The sequence below is a fragment of the Streptomyces sp. NPDC050388 genome (assembly GCF_040655635.1).
Taxonomy (GTDB): Bacteria; Actinomycetota; Actinomycetes; order Streptomycetales; family Streptomycetaceae; genus Streptomyces.
Map to the genome: position 1 here is coordinate 36,537 of NZ_JBFAKH010000020.1, position 25,610 is coordinate 62,146.

The 25,610-nt window shown below is 67.5% G+C and carries 16 protein-coding genes; 7 read left to right on the forward strand and 9 right to left on the reverse strand.

Annotation, left to right across the window (positions count from 1 at the left end; all coding sequences use genetic code 11):
• Positions 1 to 17 precede the first annotated feature (17 nt).
• The 6 genes from AB0I73_RS14080 (at position 18) to AB0I73_RS14105 (ending at position 6,314) form a co-directional block, all read left to right on the forward strand.
• Entirely contained in the window at positions 18 to 464 is a 447-nt protein-coding gene (locus AB0I73_RS14080; RefSeq protein WP_363037027.1) for a hypothetical protein, read from the forward strand.
• A complete protein-coding gene (locus AB0I73_RS14085) occupies positions 461 to 964 on the forward strand; it encodes a hypothetical protein (RefSeq protein ID WP_363037029.1) in 504 nt (167 codons plus the stop codon). Before AB0I73_RS14080 ends, AB0I73_RS14085 begins: the two co-directional genes overlap by 4 nt.
• A gap of 24 nt (positions 965 to 988) precedes the next feature.
• Entirely contained in the window at positions 989 to 1,855 is an 867-nt protein-coding gene (locus tag AB0I73_RS14090) for a CBASS oligonucleotide cyclase (RefSeq protein ID WP_363037031.1), read from the forward strand.
• Positions 1,852 to 2,820 carry an S-4TM family putative pore-forming effector gene (locus tag AB0I73_RS14095; RefSeq protein WP_363037033.1) on the forward strand — a complete coding sequence of 323 codons (969 nt, stop codon included), beginning with the start codon at positions 1,852 to 1,854 and terminating at the stop codon, positions 2,818 to 2,820. Before AB0I73_RS14090 ends, AB0I73_RS14095 begins: the two co-directional genes overlap by 4 nt.
• A 248-nt stretch (positions 2,821 to 3,068) precedes the next feature.
• Complete coding sequence (locus AB0I73_RS14100) at positions 3,069 to 4,118, forward strand: IS110 family transposase (RefSeq protein ID WP_363037035.1); 1,050 nt, start codon at positions 3,069 to 3,071, stop codon at positions 4,116 to 4,118.
• Between the two features lie 243 nt (positions 4,119 to 4,361).
• Positions 4,362 to 6,314 carry a DEAD/DEAH box helicase family protein gene (locus AB0I73_RS14105; protein WP_363037037.1) on the forward strand — a complete coding sequence of 651 codons (1,953 nt, stop codon included), beginning with the start codon at positions 4,362 to 4,364 and terminating at the stop codon, positions 6,312 to 6,314.
• Between the two features lie 372 nt (positions 6,315 to 6,686).
• Here the strand turns inward: AB0I73_RS14105 and drmC are convergent, their stop codons facing one another.
• The 9 genes from drmC to AB0I73_RS14150 all read right to left on the reverse strand — a co-directional run bounded on the left by drmC (position 6,687) and on the right by AB0I73_RS14150 (position 24,661).
• Complete coding sequence (gene drmC, locus AB0I73_RS14110; protein ID WP_363037039.1) at positions 6,687 to 7,421, reverse strand: DISARM system phospholipase D-like protein DrmC; 735 nt, start codon at positions 7,419 to 7,421, stop codon at positions 6,687 to 6,689.
• Positions 7,414 to 9,441: a DUF1998 domain-containing protein gene (locus AB0I73_RS14115; protein ID WP_363037041.1), complete on the reverse strand. Its 2,028-nt coding sequence runs from the start codon at positions 9,439 to 9,441 to the stop codon at positions 7,414 to 7,416. The genes drmC and AB0I73_RS14115 overlap by 8 nt, the downstream gene beginning before the upstream one ends.
• Entirely contained in the window at positions 9,438 to 13,202 is a 3,765-nt protein-coding gene (gene drmA / locus AB0I73_RS14120; RefSeq protein ID WP_363037043.1) for a DISARM system helicase DrmA, read from the reverse strand. The genes AB0I73_RS14115 and drmA overlap by 4 nt, the downstream gene beginning before the upstream one ends.
• A complete protein-coding gene (locus AB0I73_RS14125) occupies positions 13,199 to 17,227 on the reverse strand; it encodes a DNA methyltransferase (protein WP_363037045.1) in 4,029 nt (1,342 codons plus the stop codon). The genes drmA and AB0I73_RS14125 overlap by 4 nt, the downstream gene beginning before the upstream one ends.
• Complete coding sequence (drmD, locus tag AB0I73_RS14130) at positions 17,224 to 20,457, reverse strand: DISARM system SNF2-like helicase DrmD (protein ID WP_363037047.1); 3,234 nt, start codon at positions 20,455 to 20,457, stop codon at positions 17,224 to 17,226. The genes AB0I73_RS14125 and drmD overlap by 4 nt, the downstream gene beginning before the upstream one ends.
• A 234-nt stretch (positions 20,458 to 20,691) precedes the next feature.
• Positions 20,692 to 21,603 (reverse strand): DUF317 domain-containing protein, encoded by a 912-nt coding sequence (locus tag AB0I73_RS14135; protein WP_363037049.1) that lies wholly within the window; start codon positions 21,601 to 21,603, stop codon positions 20,692 to 20,694.
• Between the two features lie 12 nt (positions 21,604 to 21,615).
• A complete protein-coding gene (locus AB0I73_RS14140; protein WP_363037051.1) occupies positions 21,616 to 22,737 on the reverse strand; it encodes a DnaB-like helicase N-terminal domain-containing protein in 1,122 nt (373 codons plus the stop codon).
• Positions 22,737 to 24,011 carry a DNA cytosine methyltransferase gene (locus AB0I73_RS14145; protein ID WP_363037053.1) on the reverse strand — a complete coding sequence of 425 codons (1,275 nt, stop codon included), beginning with the start codon at positions 24,009 to 24,011 and terminating at the stop codon, positions 22,737 to 22,739. The genes AB0I73_RS14140 and AB0I73_RS14145 overlap by 1 nt, the downstream gene beginning before the upstream one ends.
• The gene (locus AB0I73_RS14150) at positions 24,008 to 24,661 is read right to left on the reverse strand and encodes a hypothetical protein (RefSeq protein WP_363037055.1); all 654 of its coding nucleotides are present in this window, start codon (positions 24,659 to 24,661) and stop codon (positions 24,008 to 24,010) included. The genes AB0I73_RS14145 and AB0I73_RS14150 overlap by 4 nt, the downstream gene beginning before the upstream one ends.
• A 104-nt stretch (positions 24,662 to 24,765) precedes the next feature.
• On the opposite strand from AB0I73_RS14150, the gene AB0I73_RS14155 reads away from it, so the two are divergent.
• Positions 24,766 to 25,584 carry a barstar family protein gene (locus tag AB0I73_RS14155; protein ID WP_363037057.1) on the forward strand — a complete coding sequence of 273 codons (819 nt, stop codon included), beginning with the start codon at positions 24,766 to 24,768 and terminating at the stop codon, positions 25,582 to 25,584.
• The last annotated feature ends 26 nt before the right edge of the window (positions 25,585 to 25,610 follow it).

Genomic DNA, 25,610 nt, shown 5'->3' on the forward strand with positions numbered 1-25,610 from the left:
AGGTGGCGGCCTCTCCCGTGCGCAGCGCCAGCGGAACCTGGTTGGTGATCGCGGACCTTGTGGCGGACACCGTGGCGCAGTCCTCGGCGCTGTCCCGCGACGAGGCGGTGCAGGCGATGTCGGTGGCCGAGGCGGTCGGGCGGACGCTGATCGCGGGAGGGTACCTGCAGCAGCACCCGATCACCCTGGTGGCCGGCAAGGTGCATTGCGAGATCACGACGGTGTCCGGCACGGCGGCGCTGAGGTTGGAGGAGAACCTCAACCCCGTCCCCGGCGCGGCGGGCGCCGACGAGTTCACGATCCACTTGCCGTCCCCGGTCCCGCTCCAGGAGTTGGTGAAGGCAGCCGCCGACGGTCACGCCCGGTTGTCCGACGCTGTCCCGCCCGCTCCGGAGACGAAGGCTGCCCACTCCGGTCCGCTGATCGACCGTGAGGCCCTGCGACGGGCGGTGACTCAGCGATGACCTCCACGTACACCTACAGCTACACCCGGACCCACACCGCCACACACCTGACCGACGTCATCCTCGGCACCATCACCGACATCCTCGCCGACCTGGGGATCAACATGGACCGGCTGCACCGCGACTGGGTGCAGAACGAGAACGCGATCAAGGCGTGGATCGAGGAGAGCTCCCTCGACACGGTCGTCCTCGAGTGCCACCAGCCCTCGGGCGCCGTGGCACCGGTGATCGAGTTCCCGGTGTCCTACACCACCTCCGGCGACGGCAACGCCGAGTTCACCGCCTCCCGTGCACGAGCCGCCCGGTTCCGGGCCAAGTTCGACCGGGTGCCCACGGGCACCACCTACCGGCTGTTCTGCACCTTCAACGGGCCCCGCACCCCGCAACCGGGTTGGGGCCCCGGCCAGCGGGCGAGCACCGACGGCCTGCGCGGCATCACCTTCGGCACCCTTGGCTCCGCCCCGCACGCCTCGACCGGCATGCGGTACTACCACAACTGAGACCACGAGCAGGGACACACCACCATGGGATACATCGACGACGCCTTCACCAAGCTCAAGCACAACCTGGAGATCACCCAGACCGAGCAGAACCTGGCGAAGGCACGGCACGAGGCCATCCGCGACTTCGTCCGGTCGCACTGGGACCTCGCCGACGACTTCCTCACCGGCAGCTACCGGCGCGACACCAAGACGAAGAAGCTCAAGGACATCGACATCTTCGTGGTCCTCGACGCCGACGGCTCCCAGGCCGGCTTCCGCGATCAGGCCCCCATCCAAGTGATCAACACCCTGGAGACCCTGCTCCGTCAGAAGTGGAGCGCCGCCGCCCGCGACGGCATGGCCGTCGTCATCCCCTACGGCCCCGACGACGAGGTCATGTCGATCGACGTGGTCCCCGCCTTCAAGCGAGACGACGGCGGTTACTACATCCCCGACCCCTCGGCAGGCGACTGGATCGCGACCAACCCCAAACGCCACCACGAGCTGAGCATCGCCAAGAACGCCGACTGCGACGGCAAGTACGTACCCTTCGTCAAGATGGTCAAGGGCATCAACCGCGAACTCGGCGAGCCCGTGTCGCCCTCCTTCCTGCTGGAGGTCATGGCCCAGTCACTGGTGAAACCGCCGATCGGGAGCTACCAGGACGAAATCGTGTCGTTCCTGGCCACCGCCGCCGAACGCATCGGCGACGAATGGCCTGACCCCGCCGGCCTGGGCGGTGACGTCAACGCCGTCATGAACGCGACCCAGAAGCTCGCCGCGGCCAACGCGCTCAACCAGGCCCGCACCATCGCAGAACGGGCGGTCGACCTGGAGGACGAGGACCAGGAACGCGCCGCCTACGACGAGTGGAAGAAACTGTTCGGGAACCGGATGACCAAGCCATGAACCTCTCCACCGACCCCGACGGCGTCCACGGGATCCCGCCTCGGGCCATCCACGAGCGGCAACTCGACGACAACATGCTGCTCCTCCAGCGCGCCGCGTCGGCAAGCCACCAACGCGGCCAACTTCTCGAAGCCGTGCGCGTCACCGCCGCCGTCGCGCTCGCCGCCGCCGGTGTCCTGATCACATTGATCGGCCACGGCCGGACAGCCGTCTCGATCATCGGATTCTTCTGGTTCGTCGTCTCCGCTTTCCTCCTCAAGGGCCTCGCCGGTAACACCGCACGCCAAGGCGCCCTGCTCCAGGAGATGTTCGACAACGCCCTGTTCCACTTGCCGTGGCGCGCCACCGTTGCAGGCGATCCCATCCCTGAACCCGACGTCCGTCGTCTCGCGCGCAAGCTCCCCCACGGCGGCGCGAAGGACAAGCGCATCACCGACGGCTGGTACGACCCCACCCACGATGTCCACCACCCCTACGACGTGTTCATCGCCCAGGAACAGAACCTCGCCTGGGACGCCCGCCTCCGCCGCCGCTATAGCCACCTCATCGTCGCCACCGCGATCCTGTGGACCACCATCGGCCTTGTGGCCGGTCTGGTGGTCGCGGACGCGACTCTGGGCGACACGCTCCTCAGCTTCTTCGTCCCGTCCTTGGCGGCTTACCAGATCGCTTACGAGATCTGGTCCGGCCAACGCAAGGTGGCCGACGAACGCGACCGACTCACCAAGGTCGTCAACACCGAGCTACACAAAGGACGTCCCGGCCCCGTCCCCGAGGACGAATGGCACCGCCTGCGGAACGTCGCACGGGACGTGCAGGACGGCATACTCCGCACCCGCCTGGACACCACCCGAGTACCAGAGTGGTTCTACAAACGCTTCCGTGACGACGACGAACGCGACTTCGGCGACACAGCAGAAGGCCACCGCCTCCGCCTCGCCCAAAACCCACCCTCACCCACATAGTGAACCGCCGACTTATATGGGGGAAGCGGGACGCGGTCGGGTTGGCCGCTCGTAGCGTGCCGTAGGACACCGGGCCGGGTGACTCGTGGACCGTCTGCCGCTCTTCGTGGCCGGCTCTCCCGGGGTATGTCGCCGGTCCGGTGTCCGTCCGCGGGCTGACTCAACAGAGGCGTGTCCCGGTCGTCTGGTTCCGGAAGTCGGCGTGTCGGCCGCGGCTGCCCTGTCGTCCGACGGTGAGGAACGTTGTCGTGATATTGCTCGGTGTCGATCCACACAAGTCCACCCACACCGCCACCGCCGTCGAGCCGGAATCGAACCTGCAGGCCGGGTCGATGCGGATCGAGGCGAGCCTGACGGATTACCGGCGGCTGCTGGCCTGGGCCAAGCGATGGCCGCAGCGCAAGTGGGCGGTGGAGAACGCCAACGGACTGGGCCGGCATCTTGCTCAGTGGCTCATCGCCCGCGGCGAGAGCGTCGTCGATATCCCTGCCGCGGCGACCAGCCGGGTGCGCGAACTCTCCCGCGGTGGGCGGCGCAAGAACGACCAGATCGACGCCGCGGCCGCAGCCACCGTCGCCTGTCTGCAGGGAGACGGACGGGACGTCGAGCCCGAGGACCACACCACGGCGCTGGCTCTCCTGGACGAACGGCGTGTGAACCTGGCCCAGGCCCGGGTCCGCACGGTCAACCAGCTCCACGCGCTGCTGCGTGACCTGCTGCCCGGCGGCGCCCCGACCCAGCTGTCCGCGGACCTGGCCGCCAGGCTGCTGCGGTCGGTCCGTCCCGCCGGCGATGTTGAGACCGTCCGCAAGGACATCGCCTGGGACCTGGTCGCCGAGATCCGGAAACTGGACAAGCAGCTCGCGGACAATGCCGCCCGGATGCAGAGCCTCGTGGAGGCATCGAGCAGCACACTGATGGACACCCCGGGTGTCGGGCCGGTCATGGCCGCTCGGCTGATCGGCCGCACCCGACGGGTTCACCGCTTCCCCACCTCGGCGGCGTTCGCGAACTACGCCGGTGCTGCCCCGGTGGAGATCGCCAGCGCGGACAAGGCCCGCCACCGGCTCTCCCGCTCCGGCGACCGCCAGCTCAACTCCGTCCTCCACACCATCGCGGTCGTGCAGATACGGATGCCGAAATCATCCGGACACGCCTACTACCAGCGGAAACTCTCCGAGGGTAAGACGCCGAAGGAAGCGAAGCGGTGCCTGAAACGCCGACTGGCGGACCATGTCTGGCGCGTCATGATCGCCGACGAGCGAAGGACCAAGTCACTCCCCGTGCAAGGGGCTTGACAAGACACAGAGGCACCCCGGGTTCGGTAGAGATCTCAGATTGTGGTGATGACCTGGGGCGGTTCACAGGCACGACGGCCGGATCGGTGTCGATTCCCCGGAGCTGGAGTACTAGTCGAATGGTCCGCTACTGGGCAGTAAAGACCGGCGAGGTCGGAACTTCCCCCGTATTGCGCCACGACTGTCTGAGTTGGTGAATATCATGTGAGTATCTGGTCAACTGGCCCAAGAGGCGGTTCTTGTATGCCTGCTGTACCCTCAGACGCCCCTCGGCGCCGGTTCAATTCGTCCGAGCGCGTGGCGCTCTACCTGGCCGCGGACGGCCACTGCTCAAGATGCGGCGTCCCTCTTGAAGCCGGATGGCACGGGGATCACGTCACCCCGTACTCGACCGGTGGACCCACCGACGTCCTCAACGGACAAGCCCTCTGCCCGCCGTGCAATCTAGGGAAAGGTTCCAAGCCGCCCATGCAGCTTCGCCAGTGGCAGCGCCGCGCCGTAGACGCGTTCTACGCAGCCAACTCCAAGAATTTCCTCGTCTCGGCGACGCCCGGCGCAGGGAAGACAAAGTTCTCCCTGCACCTTGCCAAGGAGCTCATGCAGCAGGGCGTTGTCGAACGAGTGGCGGTCGTAGCCCCTTCGGACAACCTGCGGACCCAGTGGGCCGACGAAGCCGCCGCGGCTGGGCTGAAGCTTTACCCGGTACCGCCCGGTGACAGCGACGGCTACAACAAGACTGACTACGTTGGCACCGTCGTCACGTACCAGCAGCTGCTCGGTACCGGCGGGAGCCTGATGCGGCATGCGATGCGGAGGCCGACCTTCGTCATCCTCGACGAGATCCACCACGCCGGTGACAATAAATCGTGGGGTGATGCCCTCCAGCTCGCCGTCGAGCCTGCTGTGCACCGGCTCTGCCTCACCGGAACACCCTGGAGGCGCGACGCGACATCGCCCATCCCCTTCGTGCGGTACGACAACAATGGGACGGTCGCTGTTGACTACGCCTACGAGTACGGCGCCGCAGTCGCCGACGGGGTCTGCCGGCGCATCGAGTTCCACGCCTACGACGGCGAAGCGCGGTGGACGGACCCTGCTCGGCTCAGGCGCACAACGTTCGAAGAGAACGGCAAGTCGGACGTCAGCGTCGAGTTCACCGCCAAACTCGGCGCCAACATGCCGGAAGAGGACGTCTCGGCTGCGCTCGACACCGTCTACGAACCGAAGTACGCCTGGATGCCGTCGATCCTCGCGCAGGCCGACGAGATGCTCCGGGAGCTGCGGGAGGATGTACGCGACGCTGCTGGCTTGGTCGTCGCCGAGCGGCAATGGCACGCGAAGGGCTACGCGGATCTACTGGAGAAGATCACCGGAACTCGGCCGCCCGTCGTCGTATCCGACCCGAAGAGCGATCCGGGCAGCCGTATCGCCAAAGCACAGATCGACCAGTTCCGCAGGGGCACCGGACGATGGATCGTCGCAGTCAAGATGATCTCGGAAGGCGTCGACATTCCGCGACTTGCGGTAGGGGTCTACGCGTCCAAGACGCAGACCCCGCTATTCTACCGGCAGGTCGTCGGTCGCTTCGTCCGCACCCGCCCGGACGAAGAGATCAACGCCCGGCTGCTGATCCCCGCCGTTCCCGAACTCATGCGACACGCACGTGAGATCGAGGAGGAGCTGCGCCACCAGTTGGAGATCGCGGCTCTGGAGGACGAGAAGGCTCAGCAGGAAGGTGGCGGGAGTCCGGGCCAGGGCATGCTCGACTTCCGCACCCCCCTTTCGGCGTCAGAGTCCGTGTTCGACCGCGCCATCCTCCGCGGCGACGAAGTATCAGCGGAGGAACTGGCCGCCGCTCAACTGAAGGCTCAAGAGCTCGGCATCCCCAGGACATTTGCGGCCAACCTGGTGCCACTGCTGCGCGCCCAGACCGCACAGGCCGAGACGGTGGCAGCCGCCCAAGAGCCGCCTACTGCTGTTCCCATTAACGCGATGGAGATCCCGCACTACCGGCGAGAGAAACTGCTCCGGCAGGAAGTCGAGAGCCTTGCGCGGAAGGTCTCGTTTCGCCGCGGCCGTCCTCCGAAGGACATCAACGTCGATCTTCTGCGGGCGGGTCACCCGAAGCGTGCGAAGGCGACCGTCGAAGAGCTGGAGAAGATGCGAACCACGCTGCTCGGCTGGCTGGGGGAGTAATGCCTACGAATCCGCAGGCCAACGCGGCCCTTGTCGCGGCCTGGAGATTAGCACCGGTCGGGCGACAGAACTGCCTTGGAAGTAAGCTCTCCTGAAAGGCCACCGCCCGGGCTCGGGGCCGACAGGTCGACACCGCGCTGCCGTGGCGGGTCCGTGACGCTGTCGTGGATACGGGGGCGACGCAGACGGCGATCACGCGGCCGGTGCTGCCAGCGCGGTGCAGCAGGGGTCCAGCCGTGGGACCGCGGTGGTGGGCTGGGCGTTCGCGCCGTTCATGTTCTCCACGTCGATCAGCAATAGGGCCGGTGTCTTGGGGAGCGAAGGGCGCTCACGTCAGTTGTTCTTCCGGGATTGGGCTGGCGGGGCACCAAGTCACAGCCGCTCATACAGAGAGTTCTCCGTCTCCCGCAGCTCGCGTTCGACGGCTTCGGTGAGGTTGGGGCTGTCGATGAGAACGCCGAACTCGACGTTATTGTTCTCGGCGCTCCAGGAGAAGTTCGCGCTGGTCACAAGCAGCAGATGGCGGTCGACGGCGAGGAACTTGGCATGGTTGCGGACGTGCACGCCGTCGAACTTCTTGGTTCGCCACACCTCGGCCGGCGCCAGGTGCGCGGCGACTTCTGCGGTCGTTGGGGCCCGATGCTGGCCGCTGTTGCCGTCGGCGGCGTGGGTGTCCATGTAGACGCGGACGGCGACGCCTTCGCGCTGTGCGGCCTTCCGTAGTGACGTCCAGAGCGCCGAGCTGCGCTGGAAGTTGAAGGTCGAGCAAGTGATTGCGTGGCGGGCGCTGTCCACGAGGCGGGTCACGGAGGTAGTGAGCGGTCCGCTCTGGGCGAGGTGTCCGGGCATGGTCCACAGCGGTGACAGGGTAGTCGGAAGTGCTCGTGCCCCCTCGATCGCCCGCAGAACCAGGATCTGTTGGGGTGCCGCTCCGGGACCGCCGCCGACGGCCTCCAGCAGGCGCCGGACCTCTGCCCGCTGGCCGACCGCGACGGCCTTGAGGGCGGTGGTCAAGGTGTCGCCGTCGGCCAGGCGGTCCGCTATGTCCTTGGCCTCGGTTCCGGTCAGGAGCCGGCCGAGCTGCCGTGGCGCGTCCGCGTCACTCATGGATCTGGAAGAAACCGAGGTCGCTGCCGGGCAGGTCGAGGAGAAAACGGCGGTCGAGGAAGCGGTTGGCGCGCTCGCAGGAGGTCTCCGAGGCCATGACGCAGCAGTGGCAGGCGGCGCCGTGGAGGAAGTCCTCGGGATCCTGCGGGGTGCGCTTGGAGCAGATGGGGTCGGAGGAGCAGCGCGCGGCCTTACGCAGAGCACTGGCGACGACCCGCTGGAGGCGCGTTGGCTCGCTGAGCTGGACCAGGCCGCCGAGGGTGCCGTCGCTGTCGGAGGCGGTGGTGCAGATGAGGAGGCCGGCCGCGGGGTCGCGGCCTTCGGCGGCAGGCCAGGCGTAGAGGCGTTCGCTGAGGCTGGCTGCCGAGTAGCCGCAGGTCAGGGCGAGTTCGCGGATGAGGATGTGGGCAAGGGTGTGGACGAGCCAGTAGCGCGGGGGCTTCAGGCGGGTTTCGGGATCGACCTGGTCGGCGGTCTCGGAGAAACGGCGCCTGAAGTTTCTGTCGTGCGCCTCGCGGTGGAGCTTCCACAGGTCGGTGTCCAGCACGCGCTTCTCCCATGCGGCGACGGCGTTCTCGTCGAGTTGGAGGAAGATGCCTTCGCCCCGGTCCTCGGTGGCTACGGTCCAGGCCGGCCGGGACGTACGGGTCAGTGGGGCCAAGCGCCGGGGGAGGTCGCCGACGCGGTCCATGTCGTCGATGCGGGTGAAGCCGACCAGGGCATTCACCTTGCGGAGGCGTTCGACCGCGAGCACACGGGTGATCTCCGGCTGCAGGGCGTCGCCCCGATCGCGGGTGGCGAGGGTGAGTCCGCTCTTGGGGTCCTCGACGCGGGTGCCGACGATGTCCCGCAGCAGGTAACGCCATTCGGGGACGAGGAGGTCGACCGGGTCCCAGTCGCGGAGCTTCTCCTCCTGTTCCTCCGGGGTGTCGGTGGGTGCGGAGGCGGCTTGAAGGACCTGCTCCAGGTTGTGGTCGGACAGGCCGGTGACGTCGACGCGGTCGTCCAGCAGGTCCCTGATCAGGTCGAGGTTGTCGCGGTACTTGGCGAGCTTGTCGCCGAGGGCGGTGCGGACCCGGTCGGCCAGGTCGCTGGCCTCCTCCTCCTGGGATTCCGGCATCACGATGATCGATTGGGTGGCCGGGAACCACAGGTTGGAGGCACCGACGAGCATCAGCCGGGTCTCGTTGCGGCAGCCCTTGGGCTCGAAGGCGTCCAAGTGAGGGTGGCGTCCGCGGCACTGTGGGAGTTTCGCCCGGCCGGCCTCGCCCTGGGCCTCGTTCATGGGCCGCCGCATGTCGCAGGACGCGCAGTGGATGATCGCCGAGGCGCCCTTACCGGCGGTCCGGTCGACCATCTTCAGCACGGGCAGCTCCGCCTTGCTGCACGGTTGCCCCCGGTGCACCCACAGGTCGTACGGGAACTCGTCCAGGTGTCCGTCCACGCAGGCCAGCAGATACCGGGCCGGGATGGCGGTGCGGCGCATCGGCTTGCGTGGACCGGCGCCCGCGCGGCCCGTGCACTTGGCGTGCTCGAAGACGGCCAGGTCGGTACGGAAGGGGTGCGTGTTGCGGTAGTCGAACTGAGTGAGCAGTCCGAGCATGTCGCAGCCCGTGCACCGCAGCCACTGCGGGAAGACCCGGGACGGGACTCCGAGGTCGTTGCCTTCGGCGGACCGGCTGTGCTTCTTCGGCTGCCAGGGATACGGCCGCAGCTGGACATCGGGCGAACGCAGCATCATCCGGACCACGTCACGCAGGCGCGGGGCGTGGATCTGCGGAGGCGCGGAGTCGCGGCGCCGCCAGATGCGGTCCCAGTCGTCCAGGCCGGTGGGCATGATCGTGAACTGCGGCAAGTCCATGATCGCGCCGGGACCGTAGGTGTAGAGCAGGGAGGAGGGGCGGGCCGAGCCAACCTTGGCACGGTTGTGCTTGGTGGCTTTCTCCGCCTCCTGCTCCAGGTCGCCCAGCGGGTCGACGGCGTGGGCGACGTCGTAGACGAAGCGCGTCTCGTCACTCACGAATTGTTCTCCGGCATCTTCCACTGGGGGGCATGGTCAGGTGCGCGGTACACCAGTCGTTCCTTGATCGGGCTCACCAGGAGATTGATCTCCGGCTGCACCTCGCGCATCGAGTTCGCCACGATGAACGGCGCGGCGTCCCGGGTGTCGATACCCGCCTTGGCGTTCTCCGCGCTCATCATCAGCGCGTCGTGCCGGCTGTCGTCCAGAACCCTCTCGTACACCAGGGACTTGCGCAGCTCTACGAGGTGCTTACGCCGCTTGCCCCATTGGTCGAGCCGGTTCTCCAGACGCAGGCGGGCGCGGCCTGCGGCATCCTCGTCGCCGGCCCGCGCGACGCGACGTACGAGGGCGTCGACGAGTTCACCGGCGAAGTGCTGCTCGGCCTCGATACGGGCCGCCCCGTCCTCCGGCGACAGTCCGTGGCCGTGGCCGGCCTTGGTGGCCTGCAGGACGCGGGCGGCGCTGACCAGCACTCCGTCCAGGCCGCGCTCCAGGGAGGTCACCGAGAACGGGGTCACGGACAGCGCCTCCACCTGGGCGTAGAACGTCTCGTGGTAGTGACGGAACTGCTCGAAATGGGCGAGGTCCCTCGGCCGCGCCCAGTTCCCGAGCGCGACCACCAGACCCGGCCGGTCCGCTGTACGGCCCACACGTGAGGACGCCTGGATGTACTCCGCGGTGTTCTTCGGCTGCCCGACCACCAGCATCAGCCCAAGGCGAGCCACGTCCACACCCACCTGGAGCATGGAGGTGGCCAGGACCACGTCGTACGGATTGACTTCACGCGAGGGTTCCGGCTTCTTCGCCTCCCGCAGCGCGCGCCGGTTGCGCTTGCCCGCGGTGGAGTCGAAGCCCGGATCGAACGCCGTCGCCATCTGGTCCAGGGTCGCGGTGATGTCCGCGCTGGCCACGCGCGAGGTCAGCTCGGCGACGTGCAACGAACCGTAGTCGGTGCCGGTGCGGCGGGGGAGCTTCGACCAGGGGCGGCCCTTGGCGAGCGCGGTCTGGATGTCGTCGCTCATGTACCGTGCCATGCCAGCGAGTTCACGGGTGGCGCTGAAGTAGCCGACCAGGCTCATGTACGGATCGGCCACGCGGCCGGAGCGGTCGAGAAGCAGCTGCCCGCCGGCCAGGAGGACCTCAGCGACCCGGATCTCCGCCGTGGTCAAGCGCACCCCGGTCGTGCTGATCCCGACGTACCGGCGCCCCGGGTTCTTCTCGGAGACCGGGATCTCCTTGGAGAAGTACGTGCTCCCCGCGTCCAGGACCTGTGGCGGGAAGATGGTGACGTCGCGCCCGTACAGCGCACGCACCTGCTCCGACGCGTTACGGGCGGTGGCCGTGGAGGCGACAAGCAGCGGACGCACCGGACGCCCGTCCTTCGTCCGCCAGTCGGTCATCACATCGATGGCCACCTCGAACAGGCCCACCGTCGTGCCGAGCGCTCCGGTGATCAGGTGCAACTCGTCCTGGATGACCAGATCCGGGGGCCGCAGCCGCGTGGCCGGGTGAACCGGGGCCGCCGGCCAGCCGTCCTTCTTGGGATGCTTGCTGCCGTCCTTGATGTCGCACTGCTGATAATCGGGATGCACGAAGCCGTGCCGTTCACAGCGCCGCGAGACGTACCCGAACAGCGAGGCGGCCTCGCCCTCCCGCGCCAGGCGGGCGAACTTGTCCACGGTGGCGATGACGAACGCCGGCGCGAGCCGGTAGATCTCCTCATCGACGGTGAGCACTGGTAGCCCGTCCGGGACCTCGCGGCCGTCGGCGAACGGGCAGTCGGCCAGCTCGTCCCCGCAGTACACGTACACCCGGCGCAGCGCGGGCTCCGTGCGCACATCCCGCGCCTCGACCCGCGTCCCGCACCACGGGCAGCGCTGAATCTGCAGCACCGTCAGCCGATAGCCACGGCCCCCATGGACCTTCTGCAACTGCTCGGCGGCCTCGTCGTACCGTTTCGGACTCACATCGGTACCGACCCACAGCCCGATCCGGAACGGCTCGTCCCCCCACGTCGCCACATCATCGAGCCGCGCCAGCTCCGCCGCGCACACCAGGGTGGTGGCACGCTGGAACTGCTGGGCGGTGAGCAGGCGCAGCGTGTACCGCATCAGGACGGCAACCCCAGACCGCCCGTCCAGCGGACCGTCGAAGGCATCCACGACGCCCTGACGGCGACGAATCGCGAACGTGTACGCGGCAAGACCCAGATACGCCTCGGTCTTACCACCACCGGTCGGGAAGAACAGCAGCTGCGCCTTGGCTAGATTTCCCGACCGTTTCTCGGCCGCCGGATCGGACAGCAACGGCAACTGCATGAGCATGAAGGCGAGCTGGAAGGTACGCCACGAATGCGCCAAGGCCCCCTTCTCCGCGAGGATCACCTCGCGAGCCTCGTCGATGCTCTCCTCCGGCCGACTCGCCCGCCGCTCCGCAACCTGCGACTGCACACGCTGATCAGCCATCACCCGGTTCATGAACCGGAAGCAACGCAACGCCTCCTCGTCCCCGAGAAGATGCTTCAGACCCTCCTCAAGCTGGTGTTGCACCCGGCGCGCATCGGAGACCGTGTCCAGCCCCTCGGACCGCAGATGCTCCGGGAGAGTCTTGGCCCGCTGCTCCTCGCCGTCCAGCCAGGCCGTGTAGCCCGCGACGATTGGCTCAAGCCCCGTCCGCAGCTCGTCGGTCGATGCCTCCTGGAGCTTGCGCATGTCCAGAAGGGCTGAGCTGATCTCCTCGGCGGCCGTCTGCGGCGTCTCGCTCACCGGCAGCCACGTCGTCCAGACCTCGCTGGCCCTGCGGGATCCCTCGGCTACCTTCCAGTCCACCGAGCAGGTCCGGCCGTGGGCGAACTCCAGACGGTTGCGGTACTGAAGCCGCAGGCGACGCAGCTCGTCGTCCAACTCCTCGTGCGTATCGAGAAGTACGTCATTGACCGGCAGGAACACTTCAGCGCCACCGGCCGACACCGACAACTTGGTCTGGTAAAGCCACGCCTCGACCGGGATCTTGCGAGGCGTCTCCCGGTCGTTGCACAGCGCCACCTCTATCAGTCGGCAGCCACGCTCGGGGTCGTCGTAACGATCCACTCGGAGCAGGATCTTGTCCTTGAGAACGATCTCGGTCGTACGGGACGGCTTCAGATCGGCGACTTTGATCGACTTGGCGATGGCGTGCGGGGTGCGCTGAAAACGACGGAGAGCTGGAGCGGGCGCCGCGACCTCGTGCCCGCCGTCTTCGGTGCCCTCCCCGCGCTTCTCCTTCACCGGCTCGTACGTGCCCCACGAGGCGGTCACCGTGAACTCGTCCAGATCGTCGGGGATCTGGCAGCGCAGTCCCATTGACGCCGGGATCATCAGCCCACGCTTCTGCGGCTGATCCTCGACCTCATCCTCATCCGAGCTGGCGCTGCTGTCGTCGACGGCGGTGAGCGGTACGCCCCGGCTCTCGGCGGCATCCACGGCGTCGCCCACGTCGGTCGCGGCGTCGTCCGATCCTGCCTCGCCGGGGTCGTCCTGCCCGGCGGTTAGCCGCACGGGCGCGATCCGGCCGATCAGGTACGCCGAGTCGGGGACGCCTTCGAGGATCTCGTCCGGACCGTTGGCCGGGCCGAGGAGCTCACGCTCCAAGATGTCGACCAGGTTCTCGCGTGCGGTCCAGGAACGGTCGTTAGGTTCGCGGGCGAGACGGTAGGCCGAGGGCTGGGGGACGCCGGGTGTTGCTGCGGGCTGGGCGCCGTCGCGCCGGGGGGTGCTCACTCGTTGCCCTCCTCGTCCTCGGTGGCCTCATTGTTGCCGATGAGTGTGACAACGCCCTGCGAAGCGGCGCGACGATGGTTCTCTTCGAGGAGGCGGTCGAGGATCTCCACCCGGGCGGTAGGACTCACCGTCCAGCGTTGCATCTGACGGTAGGTGTGGAAGCCGTGCTCCAAAGGAATGTCGTCCCAGCCGTAGGCAGCCATGACGGCCCGGTCGAGCTTCACATGAATCTCGCGAATACGAGCCACGTCAGGGTCAGCGGAATCGCTGATACCGGGGTCATTCACTAGGTTGTAGAGCTTGGTGAGACCAAGATCGCGACGCAACATGATGCTCTGCCGCTCAGTCTCTAGAGTCTCACCGATCTCAGTCAGCAAGACGGTTGACTCTGGCCGAGGGAAGGTCTCAAACACATCAGAGGCTGTATAGCGCGGGTCTTTACGCAATCCCGACCCGTATTTAATCGCCCACAGTTGATGCGGACTTGAAGACAGCACGGCTTGATCCGCGAAATCATCCGTCGCAAATACGACTAGACCGTTACCGAATAGGTTGACAGTAGGGACTCGGCGAGGCATTAGCGTGGTCGAGTGCTTCGTCATTGCGAGCACTTCATCAAAGCGTGAAATTGCTTTCCTCATAGCCGGGCGAGAACGCTCGAATAGCCACCAAGGAGCTGCCCTCATCCCTGTGGAACCCTTTTCTCGCTGCACCTTTACTGACCCAAGGGCGTGAGTATAGGGCGCCTCGAATGCCTTAGCCGCTTCCTCTGAGCGGTCGTTGAAATCGATGATCCAGCGGAAGGTGGAAACGTCTGCAGGAGAATTAAGATCGTCACCGTTAAAATAGGGAAACAATACCTCCTTATTTCGCTCGTCGAGCGCAATCCAGTCATTCGCCTCCTCTGCCGTGATGACGAATCCGGCACCGGATGGCTTACACCCTTCGAATGCAATGCCCAAGTTACTCGCCAACTTGAGGCGAGGGCCCTCCACTCGTCCTGCTGCCTCTAGCAAGGTTGTGATGCTCGTGACCTCGGTGCCGTCTGCCACCCTGGAGGCATCTGCAGCGACTTCATCGAGAGTTCCCCAGACTGCCGCATACTCCAAACTCGCGCCGACTGCAGGCCACGGCCGACTCTGAATAGAGCGAGTGATGGTAAATCCGTTAGCAACCATCCTGTCTAGACCTACTTCTCGACTCTTGCCCTGAGCGACACTGTTGGTGGCGATAAGGCCGAGTGATCCACTTTCTGTAATCATCTCCATGGCGCGGAGAAAGAAGTACGCGACAAGATCGGCGTTACCTCGCTGCCCGCAAGCGAGCGTGTAAACGAACCAATCCTTGGTGTTTCCGCCATTGGCTCCCGAGATGTCGGATCCAGTCAGGAATGGCGGATTCCCAATGACAGCGTCAAACCCACCCCGCTCCATCACGTCCGGCACTGCCAAGATCCAGTGCAGCGGCTTCCACCGCTCGTAGTCTGTCGTCACCGTCGGGGTGAGCCCAGCCTCCTGGATGCCGTCAAGCATCGTGCGATCGGAATCCTCGCCATCGGCTGGGTACGCCTTCTCGACCGCGAGGCGCAGATTCTCGTACGCTGCCTTCAACTGTTTGCCAGGTTTGCCACCCCACCGCAGTCCGGCCGCGATCACCCCGTCCGCGACATCGGTGAGCTGAGTTGTCAGCTCCTGGTACCGGCGGAACTGTCGGCGCTTCGTGGCGGCCGAGCGCTGCGGATCCCTGTCGTCGACCTCGGTGGCGAGCTGACGGCGCAGACGGCTGGCCTGGTCCAGGATGCCGTCTACGTCCAGAGCGAAGATGCTGAACTGGTTACCGGCCGCGGCAGGGTCGATGTGGAGGCGGCGCAGCTGCTCCGCTTCGGTCAGCCCGAGTAGGGCGTTGCCGTGGAGCACCTTGTCGTCGACGAATGAGAACGGGAGCTTCGGGTCCAGCGACACCAGCCACAGTGACAGTTTGCACATCTCCACGGCCATGCCATTGATGTCGGCGCCGTACAGGCAGGTTGCGACGACGGTCCTTATCGCGTGGACGTACAGGTCGTGCGGGGTCCTTCCGTACGCCACCCTCTCGCGCCGCCACGCCTCGACAAGCCGGCTGGCGAGATACCGTGCCGCAGCTACGAGAAATGCCCCCGAGCCGCAGGCGATGTCGGCGATGCGCAGGTCGAGGATCTGGTCAGAGTCGATGGGCCGCCACGCGCCCTGGTCCGCGGTCTGGTGCGGTCCGGGCGAGTAGACGAGAGGTTCCAGCGCGTACCGGACGACTTCCTCGGCCAGAGAGCGGGGGGTGTAGTGCGCGCCGGCCGAGGCGCGCGAGGGGGTCTCCACCAGCAGCACGCCGCCGGGCTCGACCACCAGCGGTCGGTTGCGCAGGTCGCGGCGGATGATCCCGATGAACGGACGCAGCCGGTCACGCAGTTCGGAGTCATCGGTGACGTCGCGCAGAGCGATCTCGGTGTCGTCGAGGGTGCCGCCCGCCTTCAGCGCCTTGGTGAAGGCGGCCTTGCTGGACGGCTTCGCGGCCGGCTGGTGCTGCTTGATCCAGGCGAGGATCGCGTCGGCCAGCGCGGCCTCGGTCGGCTTGGTCTGGGCGAGTTCTTCCAGGGTGGCGAGGGGGATCTCGGGTTCGGATCCCGCGCTGCCGGTGAGGCCGACGACGATCTCTTCGGCGGGTTCGCAGGAGTAGCCGAGCAGGCCCTCGTAGATGTAGCCGATCTGTTCGACGTCGATGTCGCGGAAGGAAATCCGTCGTGCTCCGCCAGGCAGTTGGGCGAACTGGACAGCGCGCAGGACTTCGAGCATGACGCGGTCGCTGACTGTGATGGCCAGGGTGTCCTGGGAGTCACAGGCGGTGAGGAAGGGGAAGCGGGCCGGGTCGAAGAGGGAGCCGCCGTACTCGGGCAAGCGCAGGTCTTCGAAGCTCGCTCCCCGGTACAGGGCCTGAGAGGTGGCCAGGAGCCGGTGCCAGGTCAGGAACGTGGCATCGAGGGCCAGTTCGACTTCCTCTTTCTCGCGGGCGTCGAGGAGGTCGAGTTCGTCGCTGATGCCGTATCCCATCGCGAAGAGGCGGCTCTGCGGCAGCAGTCCGCGTTCTTCGGCGAAGAGGAGGAAGACCACGCGCATCATGACGGTGACGGCGGCCTCGTAGACCTCGCCCCTCGCCGCCGGCAGCGGGTCGGCCTCGCCCCGCCGCTGTGCATCCAGGGCGCCTTCGGAAAGGGCCTGGACGATGAGTTCGACGGCGCGGCGGACCTGGGTGCCGAGCGCTTCGGTGATCTTCTCGGCGGCGGTGACGGACTCGCCGAAGAGTTCGGTCAGCCGGTCCTGCTGTTTGCCGCCGACCAGGCGGCGGCGCTGGAGGAGCTCGATGAAGGCGTTGCGGGTCTGAGGCTCTTCGATCCAGGTCTGGGCGTCGATGATGCCGGAGGCGACCATGGTCTGCGGTCGGGCGCTGACGATGGCCCACCAGCGGCCGTCGGTGACGACGCCGATCGGGACGTCGGAGGCGCGCAGCAGCTCCTCCATGCGGTCGATGGGGCTGGCCGACCAGCCGTCGGTGAGCGGGTCGCGCAGGGAGTCCGTGGGGTCGGTGACCAGGACGAGGGCCCCGGTCGTGTCTCCGTGGACGAGGGCGCCGTCGGCGCGCACGGTGACGGCGTAGTCGGGTGAGCGGACCTCGGCGGCGGCCGGGGCGGGCACGGTGTAGGAGGCGCCCCAGCGCAGACCCTGGCGCAGGACGAGGTCGACCCAGGTGTCGCGGGCCTCGCGGTACAGGTCCAAGGCGGCGTCGTCGCCCGGGTGCTCGTCCCAGTTCTCCCATGCCTTTTCGAAGGCAGGCTTGGCGTCCTTGATGGCGTCGAGTGCGCGGGAGTCGGGCTGAGGGATGCCCTGCGGGTAGACGCGCTCCAGGGCGGGGACGGCGAGGAACGGGCCGTCCGCGTCGACGAGTTCGAGCCAGGCGCGGTGCAGGTCGGCGGCGGTCGGGGGGTAGCGGCGGCTCATGCCTTGACCATTCCGTTCTTCGCGTCTTCGGGGGTGAGGGCGAACACGACCGCAGCGGCGGACACATAGGGCCTGATGTCGCTGTAGCGCTCCTGGATCGAGGCGATCTCGCGCGCTTCCTCGTCGTCCAGGCTGTCGAGGCGCTCGTTCATGTGGTGCAAGTCCCGGCGGCGCTGTTTCTGCTGATCGTCGGTGAACAGCAACTCCTCCTCGGCGCGGATGGCCTGCTCCAGACGGTCACGGGACTCGCGCAGGTTGAGCCGGAAGGCGCCGAAGATCTCATGGGCACGTTTGATGTCGGAGTCCCGGCGCTGTGTGAGTGCCTCGGTGACCTTCTCCTGGCGGCTGGCGCTCTTGCGCTCCATTGCGGTCAGCAGGCGTGTGCGCAACCGGGCACCGTCGTCGTTCCACTGCTCGGCGAGGTGAGCACGCACCTTCTCATCAGCGAGGAGCAGATCTGCGGAGTCGAGGGTCTCGTCAAGGACCTGCTCGACCTTGGACTCGGCAAGGGCCTGCCCCCGTAGCCGGACGCCGGTCAGGAACACCTCCTCGTGGAGCCGTAGTCCGCCGCGTCCGACCAGGACGAGCCGGGAGACGGCGGCGACACAGGACTCGGGAAGGCCGGGGGCGACGACGGCGGTGACCCGGTGGACCGGGGAGTCCGTGCTAAACAGCGCGGAGCGCAGGGTGCGGGTGGCGCGCTGCATGAGGGCGTGCCCGAGGTGGATGTGGACCAGGTCGGTGCGCTTCTGAGCGGCTTGGTCGTCGAAGCAGATGGGACGCGGGACACCCGGCTCCAGGCGGGTGTCCAGGCCGCGCAGGGCCGGCTGCCAGGAGCGGTCGAGGTTCGGGATCTCGAAGACCTGCGCTTCGGTGCGGTCGTCGCCGATCTCGACGAGCGGTGGCTGTGAGGTCAAGGTGAGCGCGGTGTCCACCACCCGGCGGGCGTTGGCGGGCGTGAGGTGCATGGCGGCCTTGCGCTCGTGGTACGTCTCCGACAGCCGGGTGAGCTGGCGGTTCAGCTCCATCCCGCCGGCCAGCACGCGGGTGATCACTTCGTTGCCGTCGTCCGGCGCTGTCAGCCGGGCCTTGCGCGCAATACGGGTGGGAGCGAAATGCTCCTGCACCTCGGCGTCGATGACCTGGTTGACCTTGCCGAGGTCCTCGGTGGCCTGCCCGACCTTGGTCGCAATGATCCCCATGAACTTCATGTCCGCTTCGTACGTCGTGGAGTCGGAGACCGGCACGAAGTGGAAGATCTCCGGATGCTTCGTCTGCCCGTACCGGTCGATCCGGCCGATGCGCTGCTCCAGGCGGGACGGGTTGAAGGGGATGTCGAAATTGACCAGGCGGTAGCAGTGGGTCTGCAGGTCGATGCCCTCGCCCGCGGAGTCGGTGGCGAGCAGGACGCGGACCGGGTGCTTGTCCGGGCTTTCGGTGAACCGGGCACGGATCTTCTCCCGCTCCTCAGTCGGGGTCGAGCCCTGGATGACCTCCAGTACGTCGTTGTAGCCGCGCTGTCGCAGGACGCGCTCGATCCACTCGAGGGTGGCCGCGTACTCCGTGAACACCACGACGCGTTCGTTGGTCCAGTGGGTGCCGTCCGGCCGGCAGACGGCGGCGAGGAAGGTCAGCAGTTCTTCGAGCCGGGAGTCCGGCTTGTGCTCATACCGGCGCCCCCACTCGATGAGCGAGGCGATCTCGCTGCGGGTGGCTGTGACGAGGGGGTCCGAGCCTTTGGAGTGACGCAGCGCGGTGAACTCGGGGTGTTCGGCCGCTCCCTCTTCTTCGTCCGACTGACCGCTGCCCAGCACCTCCGTGTAGTACTCGTCTTCGTCGTCCACCCGCAGTTGCCGGTCACCGCCGTCCGCACCCTCGTAGAGCTCAAGGGTGCGGGCGAACGACCACGGACTGGACAGGAAACGCTTCTTCAAGAGCATCGCGACTATGTCGCCACCCGATCCCTTGCCGTTCGCCCGGGCGCTGTCCGTCAGCAGACGCTCCAGCCGGGCGAACTGCCGCTGCTCCTCCTCTGACGGTGTGAAGGGGAGGGTGTCCACCTTCCGGGTCTTGAACCCCTTGTCCGGAAGATCGGTCTTCAGCCACCGCACCATCACCTCCTTGAGCGCGCGCTCGTCGATGCTCGCGCCGCGTGTGAACCGGCGGCCGTCGATCATCTCCAACAGGGCGGTGAACGACTCCGAATAGCCGTTGTGCGGCGTCGCGCTCAAGAACAGCCGGTGCTCGCATGCCTCCGCGAGCTTCATCGTCGCCGTGGTCCGCTTACTGTCTACTGCGTAGCCGCGCTGCCCTGGTGCCGTCGTCGGGCTGGCCGGCGCCACATGGTGCGCCTCGTCGACCACCAATACGTCGAACGCGTACCGCCTGGCCGTCCCAGAGTTGCGCACATCGGCCAGCACGTCGCGCAGAAGACGCTGCGCCCGTAGTGACGGCAGCCATGCCATGCTCACGATCACGCGAGGGAAGAGCCGGAACGGGTTGGCGTTTAGCCCGTGGCTCCGCCGGACTTTCGCCATCAGCTCACTGTTGACGATGACGAAGTCGAGGCCGAACTTCTCCCGCATCTCGTCCTGCCACTTCAACGACAGGCTCGGCGGGCAGACGATCACCACGGATCGCGCACGGTGCCGCAGCAGCAGCTCCTGCACGACGAGTCCGGCCTCGATGGTCTTGCCCAGACCGACATCGTCTGCGAGCAGCAGGTTCGTACGCGACGACTGCAGGGCTCGGCTCAGCGGCACCAGCTGGTACGCCTCCACATTTGCGCCGCTCCGGAAGGGAGCCTGATAGGAGTCCGCGTCCGCCGAGGTGACCGCACCCCAGCGGACCGCGTCCACGAACGCGGCGAGCGTGTTTGGATCGTCGAACGCCTCCGCCCGTACGGTCTTCGGTAGTCCCTGATTCGGCGCGACGGTGTGCCCGACCTCCAGCTCCCAGACCACCGTCAGCTCCTGCCCGAGCCGGTCCTCGTCCAGCGACTGCAGGCTGACCACATGAGAGAGCCCCGGCACACCCTCGTCGGCGGGGCTGCGGGGGAGACCCTGCTTGCTGACATCGGACACCGCCCAGGTGGAGCCCCGCACCTTGACGACCTGCCCAGGCTCCGGAATCGGTGGAAGGGCTGTCGCGCTCGCGGTACTGCTCGCTGATCCCTGCGGGTGCTCCGTAGCGGTCGCCACCTGGGCAGACTCCTTCGCCAACGCCGTCATTGCCGGATTGTGGCCGTCCCCGGCACGGCGTTCGCAACCCGGCCAAGGGATGACCAAAGCACCAGTATCGCCGACTTCCGATGCGGCCTACTCAAGGATCCGGAATCATGTCCAGGGTTTCGGTGCGGATCGGGGGCGGCGCCTCGCTCGCATGTACGCAAGCTGATTTACGGGCCCGTTCGAGGGGGCACATGCGTGATCGTGAGCTGCGCGGCTCCGGCGTGTCAGCACCAGTCAGCGGCGTGGGCTCGGCCGTGTTTTGGGGAGGACTGGAGCGGCGGCGGGCGGTGTACTGGTGAGCTGCGGGCGCTGCTGGCGTGTGCCGATGCCGTGTGCGAGTTCCCCGGTGAGGTTGGCGATCAACGGGGCAGGTGTACAGGCGGAGGCGTTCATTGCCCAGGTGGGCTGGTTGATGCTGGGGCCGGCCCACAGGGTCCAGGTGGAGAGGACGCTGGCGGTCTGTTGGGCGGCGAAGGCGTCGAACTGGACTCCCGCGTCGCCCTGGGCGGTCTCCCAGCGGATCCAGCGTCCGTCCACGGTGTGCTGCCAGCCGGCGTCGGTGAGGGCGCGGGTGGCCTGGGTGACAGTCTTCTCGGTGGCGGGGCTACCGATGGCGGTATCCCAGACGTCTCCGTCGGCGAGGCTGTCCAACAGAGTTTGGAGCACGGGTGCTGGCGTGGTGCCGGTCATGGTGAGGTGCCACAGGCGGTCGGAGACGGGCGTCTCGTACGCGGCCACGGTCCAGGCGCTCTCGCTGGGATGGGCCTCATGTACGCGCTCGACACGCAGGGTTTGAGACTCATGGATGGCGTGGGTGGTGTCGTCGGACCAGGTGCGCCACTTCTCCCAGTCTCCGTGGACATCGAGGAACTGGCCCAGGATGGTGTCGTGGTCGCCGGGGTCTGCGGCGTAGGTCGGCACGGTCTCCGGCGTCGGCGCGGCTGGTCCAGGCTCGGAGGCGGCGTTGAGCGAGGTGCAGACATCGGCGGACTGGCGTTCGGCGTCGGTCGTTGGTGCAGAACTGGTGCGCTTGGTGTTGCTGTTCGTAGGGTCGGTGTCGCGGCGGATGCGCGCGTCGGTGGCGGGCGGCGTCATGAAGAGGCGCTCGTTTCTGCCGGTGGCCGGGCCGATTGCGGGTTCGGCCACCGGCGGTCGGGGTCAGCGGGGGATACGGGAGGTGGCCATGGCGGTCCGCGGTGGCCCGGCCCGGGGTGGGGCCGAGAGTTGGGGGCGTGGAGGGCGGCTGCTGGGAGGGGTTGGCGAGGTGGCGTGGTGCCAGCGGGTACGGAGCGCGTTGAGGTCGGCCAGGGCGCGGCGGCTGCCGGTGACGAGCTGGTACGGGGTGGTCGCCGGGTCGTCGGTGTATGCCTCGATGCGGCGTCCGGTCTCGTGGGCTGTTGCCAGGAGGGCGCGCTGGAGGATGCGCTCGCCCCAGTACTGGGGGGAGCCGGCCCCGGCCGTGAGGAGGCTGATGATGTCGGCGGGTTCCGCCCCGGCGGTGAGGAGACCGTTTCGCTGGGCCTCCCACAGCACGGTGACCGGATCGACGGGGGCCGCCCGCCGGGATAGGGAGGTCAGACACCGCCACAGACCGGCGTGGAGCGGGAGGGTGAGGTCGTCCGCGGTCAGCCACCGCATCTGCTCCACTTCGGCGGGGTGCGCGGTCGCCGTGGCGAGCAGCAGTCGTTCCTCGTCCATGGCTTCTTCGTGGACCTGGGGCGCATTCACAGGCGCGAGTGAGGGGGTGCGCGGCAGCGAGTTTGGATGAGGACGGAACCGGGCCGAGAGTGCTTCCAGGAGACCTGAGAGGGCGGCGGCTTCCGCCAGAGCCGTCTCGACGGGGTGGGGCAGGGTGGGGTCCGTCGCAGTCTGGGCGAGGCGCTGGGCATGGGTGCGCAGCGTCCGGTGGGCATGATCGGCCTCCACCATCTCTGCGTAGGCGGACGCGTGGCGCGGCCACGGACACATCTGGATCAAAGTGTGGAGGTAGGCGGCATTCAGCCCGCGGGTCTGCTCGCGGGCGGAGCTGAGCACGGCATCGAGCCACTTCACGTTCTCGGCGTGCTGAACCGGGGCCGGGGCAGGCAGGGAGCGGATCGCGGCGAACACGGCGGCGTGCACTGCGGTGGAGAACGCCTCGGGGCCGATATCCGTCACGTCGTCGAGTCGCCATGGTTCCAGGAGGAGCGCGCCGAGGAGAGCCTGCTCCGCGTAGAACACGGGCCCTGGCGGCGGGATGGGGTCGAGATCGTCCTCGTCGAGGTCGGGGGTGCGGGGCATCAGGAAGCCAGAGCAAAGTCGTCGGGGTTGAGGGGCACGCGCAGGTGCGGTGCGAGGAGGTGGGCGGCGAGCAGCGGGGGGACGGCGTTGCCGATCTGGGAGAACTGCTGGCCCTTGTTTCCCTGCCAGGGGTAGTCGGCGGGGAAGCTCTGCAGAATGCCGGCCTCCGGGGCGGTGATCCGGATGGGTTCGGGAGCGGGGTGTGCGTCCTCGTGCGGTGGAGTGCTGGCAGGCTCGGCGATCCAGGTGCACTCGTTGGCGCGGTGCCCGAAGAACAGCGTTCCTGCCGGCTCGTCCAGCGGCCGGACGGTGGCATTGGCCTGGTTGTTGCTGCGCAGGGACCACTTCCAGTGGGTGGCCTTGCTGGTGAAGGTGGACGCCGGCCCGTGGGCAGGAGTGGCGGCGCGCGCACCGTGCCGGGCGGTCCACCCCGCACCGCGGGTCTGGGGTTCGAGCACTACATGTGTGTCGGCGTGCTGGGGCTGCCAGTGGCCGCGGTCGCGAGCGTTAGCGAGAGCCTGGCGGGAGCCGGAGGGGAACGGCTCGGGCCCGCCTCCAGGCCCACCGCCGGCGCAGACCGTCGGGACAGGCCGGTCGGTTGCGCCCCAGCCCAAAGCCTCCGCCATGCTGACCCAGCGGGCGCGGCCCGGCCCGAACAGCGACTCGGGTTCGGCCGTTCGGGAGTGGGTTGGCGGGGGCGGTTCGGCGGTGCGGACGCGGGAGGCGAGCAGGATTGCCCGCCGCCGTGTCTGCGGTACCCCGTAGTCGGCGGCGTTGAGGATACCGGTCCATACGGAGAATCCCCAGGACCGCAGGGTGGCCGCGTACTGCTTCCACAGGGGCAGAACGTCCGGCACTTCCTCCATGGCGACCCATTCCGGCTCCCCGGCGAGGTTCAGGGCGTGGAGGTAGCGCATCGGTTCGGCCGCGAAAAGCGAGCGATCATCCTGGCAGGCGGCAAGGAGCCGGTCACGCGTGTCTCGGCCGACGGCGAGGTCGGCGACCGCCTCGTGCACCAGCGGCTGGTCCACCAGCCCCAGGCGCTTGCCGGCCATCGACCATGCTTGGCACGGCGGGCTCGCGATCAGTCCCCACGTTCGGCCGACCCACGGCCACGTCGGGTACAGGGCCACGTCCGTCCGGATGGTCAACTGGCCTGCGGCAGTACGGGTCTTGCAGGCCCACTTGTCCCACTCCAGGCCGACGTCCCGAGCACCCAGCACGGCCAGGGCGTGGCTCCAGCCGCCCGGTCCGGCGAAGAGGTCGAGGATCAAGAGGTCAGCCCGAAGTCGTCCTGTGCTGGCGCGTCCACATCACCCCGGCACGCCCAGGGCGAGCACCCGTCGGCCACACCGTGCTCCAGCTCGTACACGTCCGCCGGCTCGTCCTGGAGAGCTGCTCGTTCGGCGGCGGTGACGTGGTCGATCGGTGCCTCGCTGAGGGGTACGCGTGAGCGATGAAGGAACGCCTGGCCGAGCAGCTTGTTGCCGGTGGCGTTGGCGCGGGCGTTGCCCTTTCGGATCACGGCGTCGAATTCGACGACGTCCTGCCATTCTTCGGGGCTCGTGTCGCGGATGTGGCGCCATTGCGCGTTGCCGTGGAAGGGGCATCCCAGGCACGACGATTTCGGTGTGTCCGCGAGGCCGAGCGACGCCAGGTAACGGACACAGTCGCTACGGGACCAGCCCATCTCGATCAACGGATGGACGTTCTTCATGTAGCGGACGTCGGCGTCCTTGGCGCGATGGAATTCGTCCGTCGAAATGCCGATCCACTGCTCGACGAAAACGTCCTTCGGGATGCGCTGCGGGTAGGGGTATCCGAGGAGTTCGCGGACCTTCTTCTTGATCGGTTTGATTTTGTACTCGCCAGTGCTTCTCTGCACTTCACTCTCATGGGTGAAGGCGGGTATGTGGCTCGTCAAAGGGCCTCCGAGATGGATGGGATGGGGTCAGGGGTGGTGACGGCGCTGGCGGCCGCCGGGCAGATCCCCGACGTCGGTAAGATCAGCGCTCTCATGGGGGTGCGATGCGAACATCGGGGCTGGGCGGCGAGGGGCAGAAGTACGCGCTGACCTCGGATGAGGACGACAGCGATTTCTGGGGCTTCGCTCACGAGGCCGAGGGGCTGTTCACGCCCCTGCCGGAGGAGGAAGGAGCGCGCCGAGTGCACCTTGCGGGTTGCCTCCCGCAGGGCGGCCTAGTGAGGTGCGTTGACCACGTCGGCAGTCGTCGTGCCGTGGCGGGGAACGCCTGGTTCGAGCTCCTCGACGGTGACGGTGCCACCATGGGGTCCTACTTTGTCAACGAGGTCACCGTCATCGACGTCAAGCCCTCCGCCCGCAGCGCCGACCTCGTGGACCTCACGGTGACGCTCTGGTGCGAGAACGCCCTGCCCGGAGCGGAACGACTGTGGGAGCTGATCCGCAGCGGTCACTTGAACCACACCGGAATGTGGCACGAACTCGCGCCCGAGGACCGACACGCGTGGCTGTCGGTGGCCCTGTGGTCCCGGGAGTACCAACGCCGGGGGAAGCCCGATGCGCCTGCAGGTCAGGTGTTCACCTTGGACGGCCGACACATCAATGACAGGGACACCTTCTACTGCGCGATCGGTGAGGCCATCAACGGCCCCGGTGGGTACTTCGGCTGGAACCTGGACGCTCTGGACGACTGTCTGAGAGGCGGCTGGGGCGCGACGACTCCGTTCACCTTGCACTGGGACTCCTCGGCCGAGGCTCGGACGCGGTTGGCAGAGCGCGTGCCCGCCGGTGATCGCGAGCTTGTGCTGTTCGACCTGCTCCTGGAGATCTTCGAGGAACGGGGTGTGAGCGTCATCCTTCGGTGACAGCTCGTTGCTTCGAGGCATCGGTC

What these genes read in the sequence shown, in the direction of transcription:
- AB0I73_RS14085 (WP_363037029.1), top strand. Translation starts at nt 461, where the DNA reads ATGACCTCCACGTACACCTACAGCTACACCCGGACCCACACCGCCACA.
- AB0I73_RS14090 (WP_363037031.1), top strand. Translation starts at nt 989, where the DNA reads ATGGGATACATCGACGACGCCTTCACCAAGCTCAAGCACAACCTGGAG.
- AB0I73_RS14095 (WP_363037033.1), top strand. Translation starts at nt 1,852, where the DNA reads ATGAACCTCTCCACCGACCCCGACGGCGTCCACGGGATCCCGCCTCGG.
- AB0I73_RS14105 (WP_363037037.1), top strand. Translation starts at nt 4,362, where the DNA reads ATGCCTGCTGTACCCTCAGACGCCCCTCGGCGCCGGTTCAATTCGTCC.
- drmC (WP_363037039.1), bottom strand. Translation starts at nt 7,421, where the DNA reads ATGAGTGACGCGGACGCGCCACGGCAGCTCGGCCGGCTCCTGACCGGA.
- AB0I73_RS14125 (WP_363037045.1), bottom strand. Translation starts at nt 17,227, where the DNA reads ATGAGCCGCCGCTACCCCCCGACCGCCGCCGACCTGCACCGCGCCTGG.
- drmD (WP_363037047.1), bottom strand. Translation starts at nt 20,457, where the DNA reads ATGACGGCGTTGGCGAAGGAGTCTGCCCAGGTGGCGACCGCTACGGAG.
- AB0I73_RS14140 (WP_363037051.1), bottom strand. Translation starts at nt 22,737, where the DNA reads ATGCCCCGCACCCCCGACCTCGACGAGGACGATCTCGACCCCATCCCG.
- AB0I73_RS14155 (WP_363037057.1), top strand. Translation starts at nt 24,766, where the DNA reads ATGCGAACATCGGGGCTGGGCGGCGAGGGGCAGAAGTACGCGCTGACC.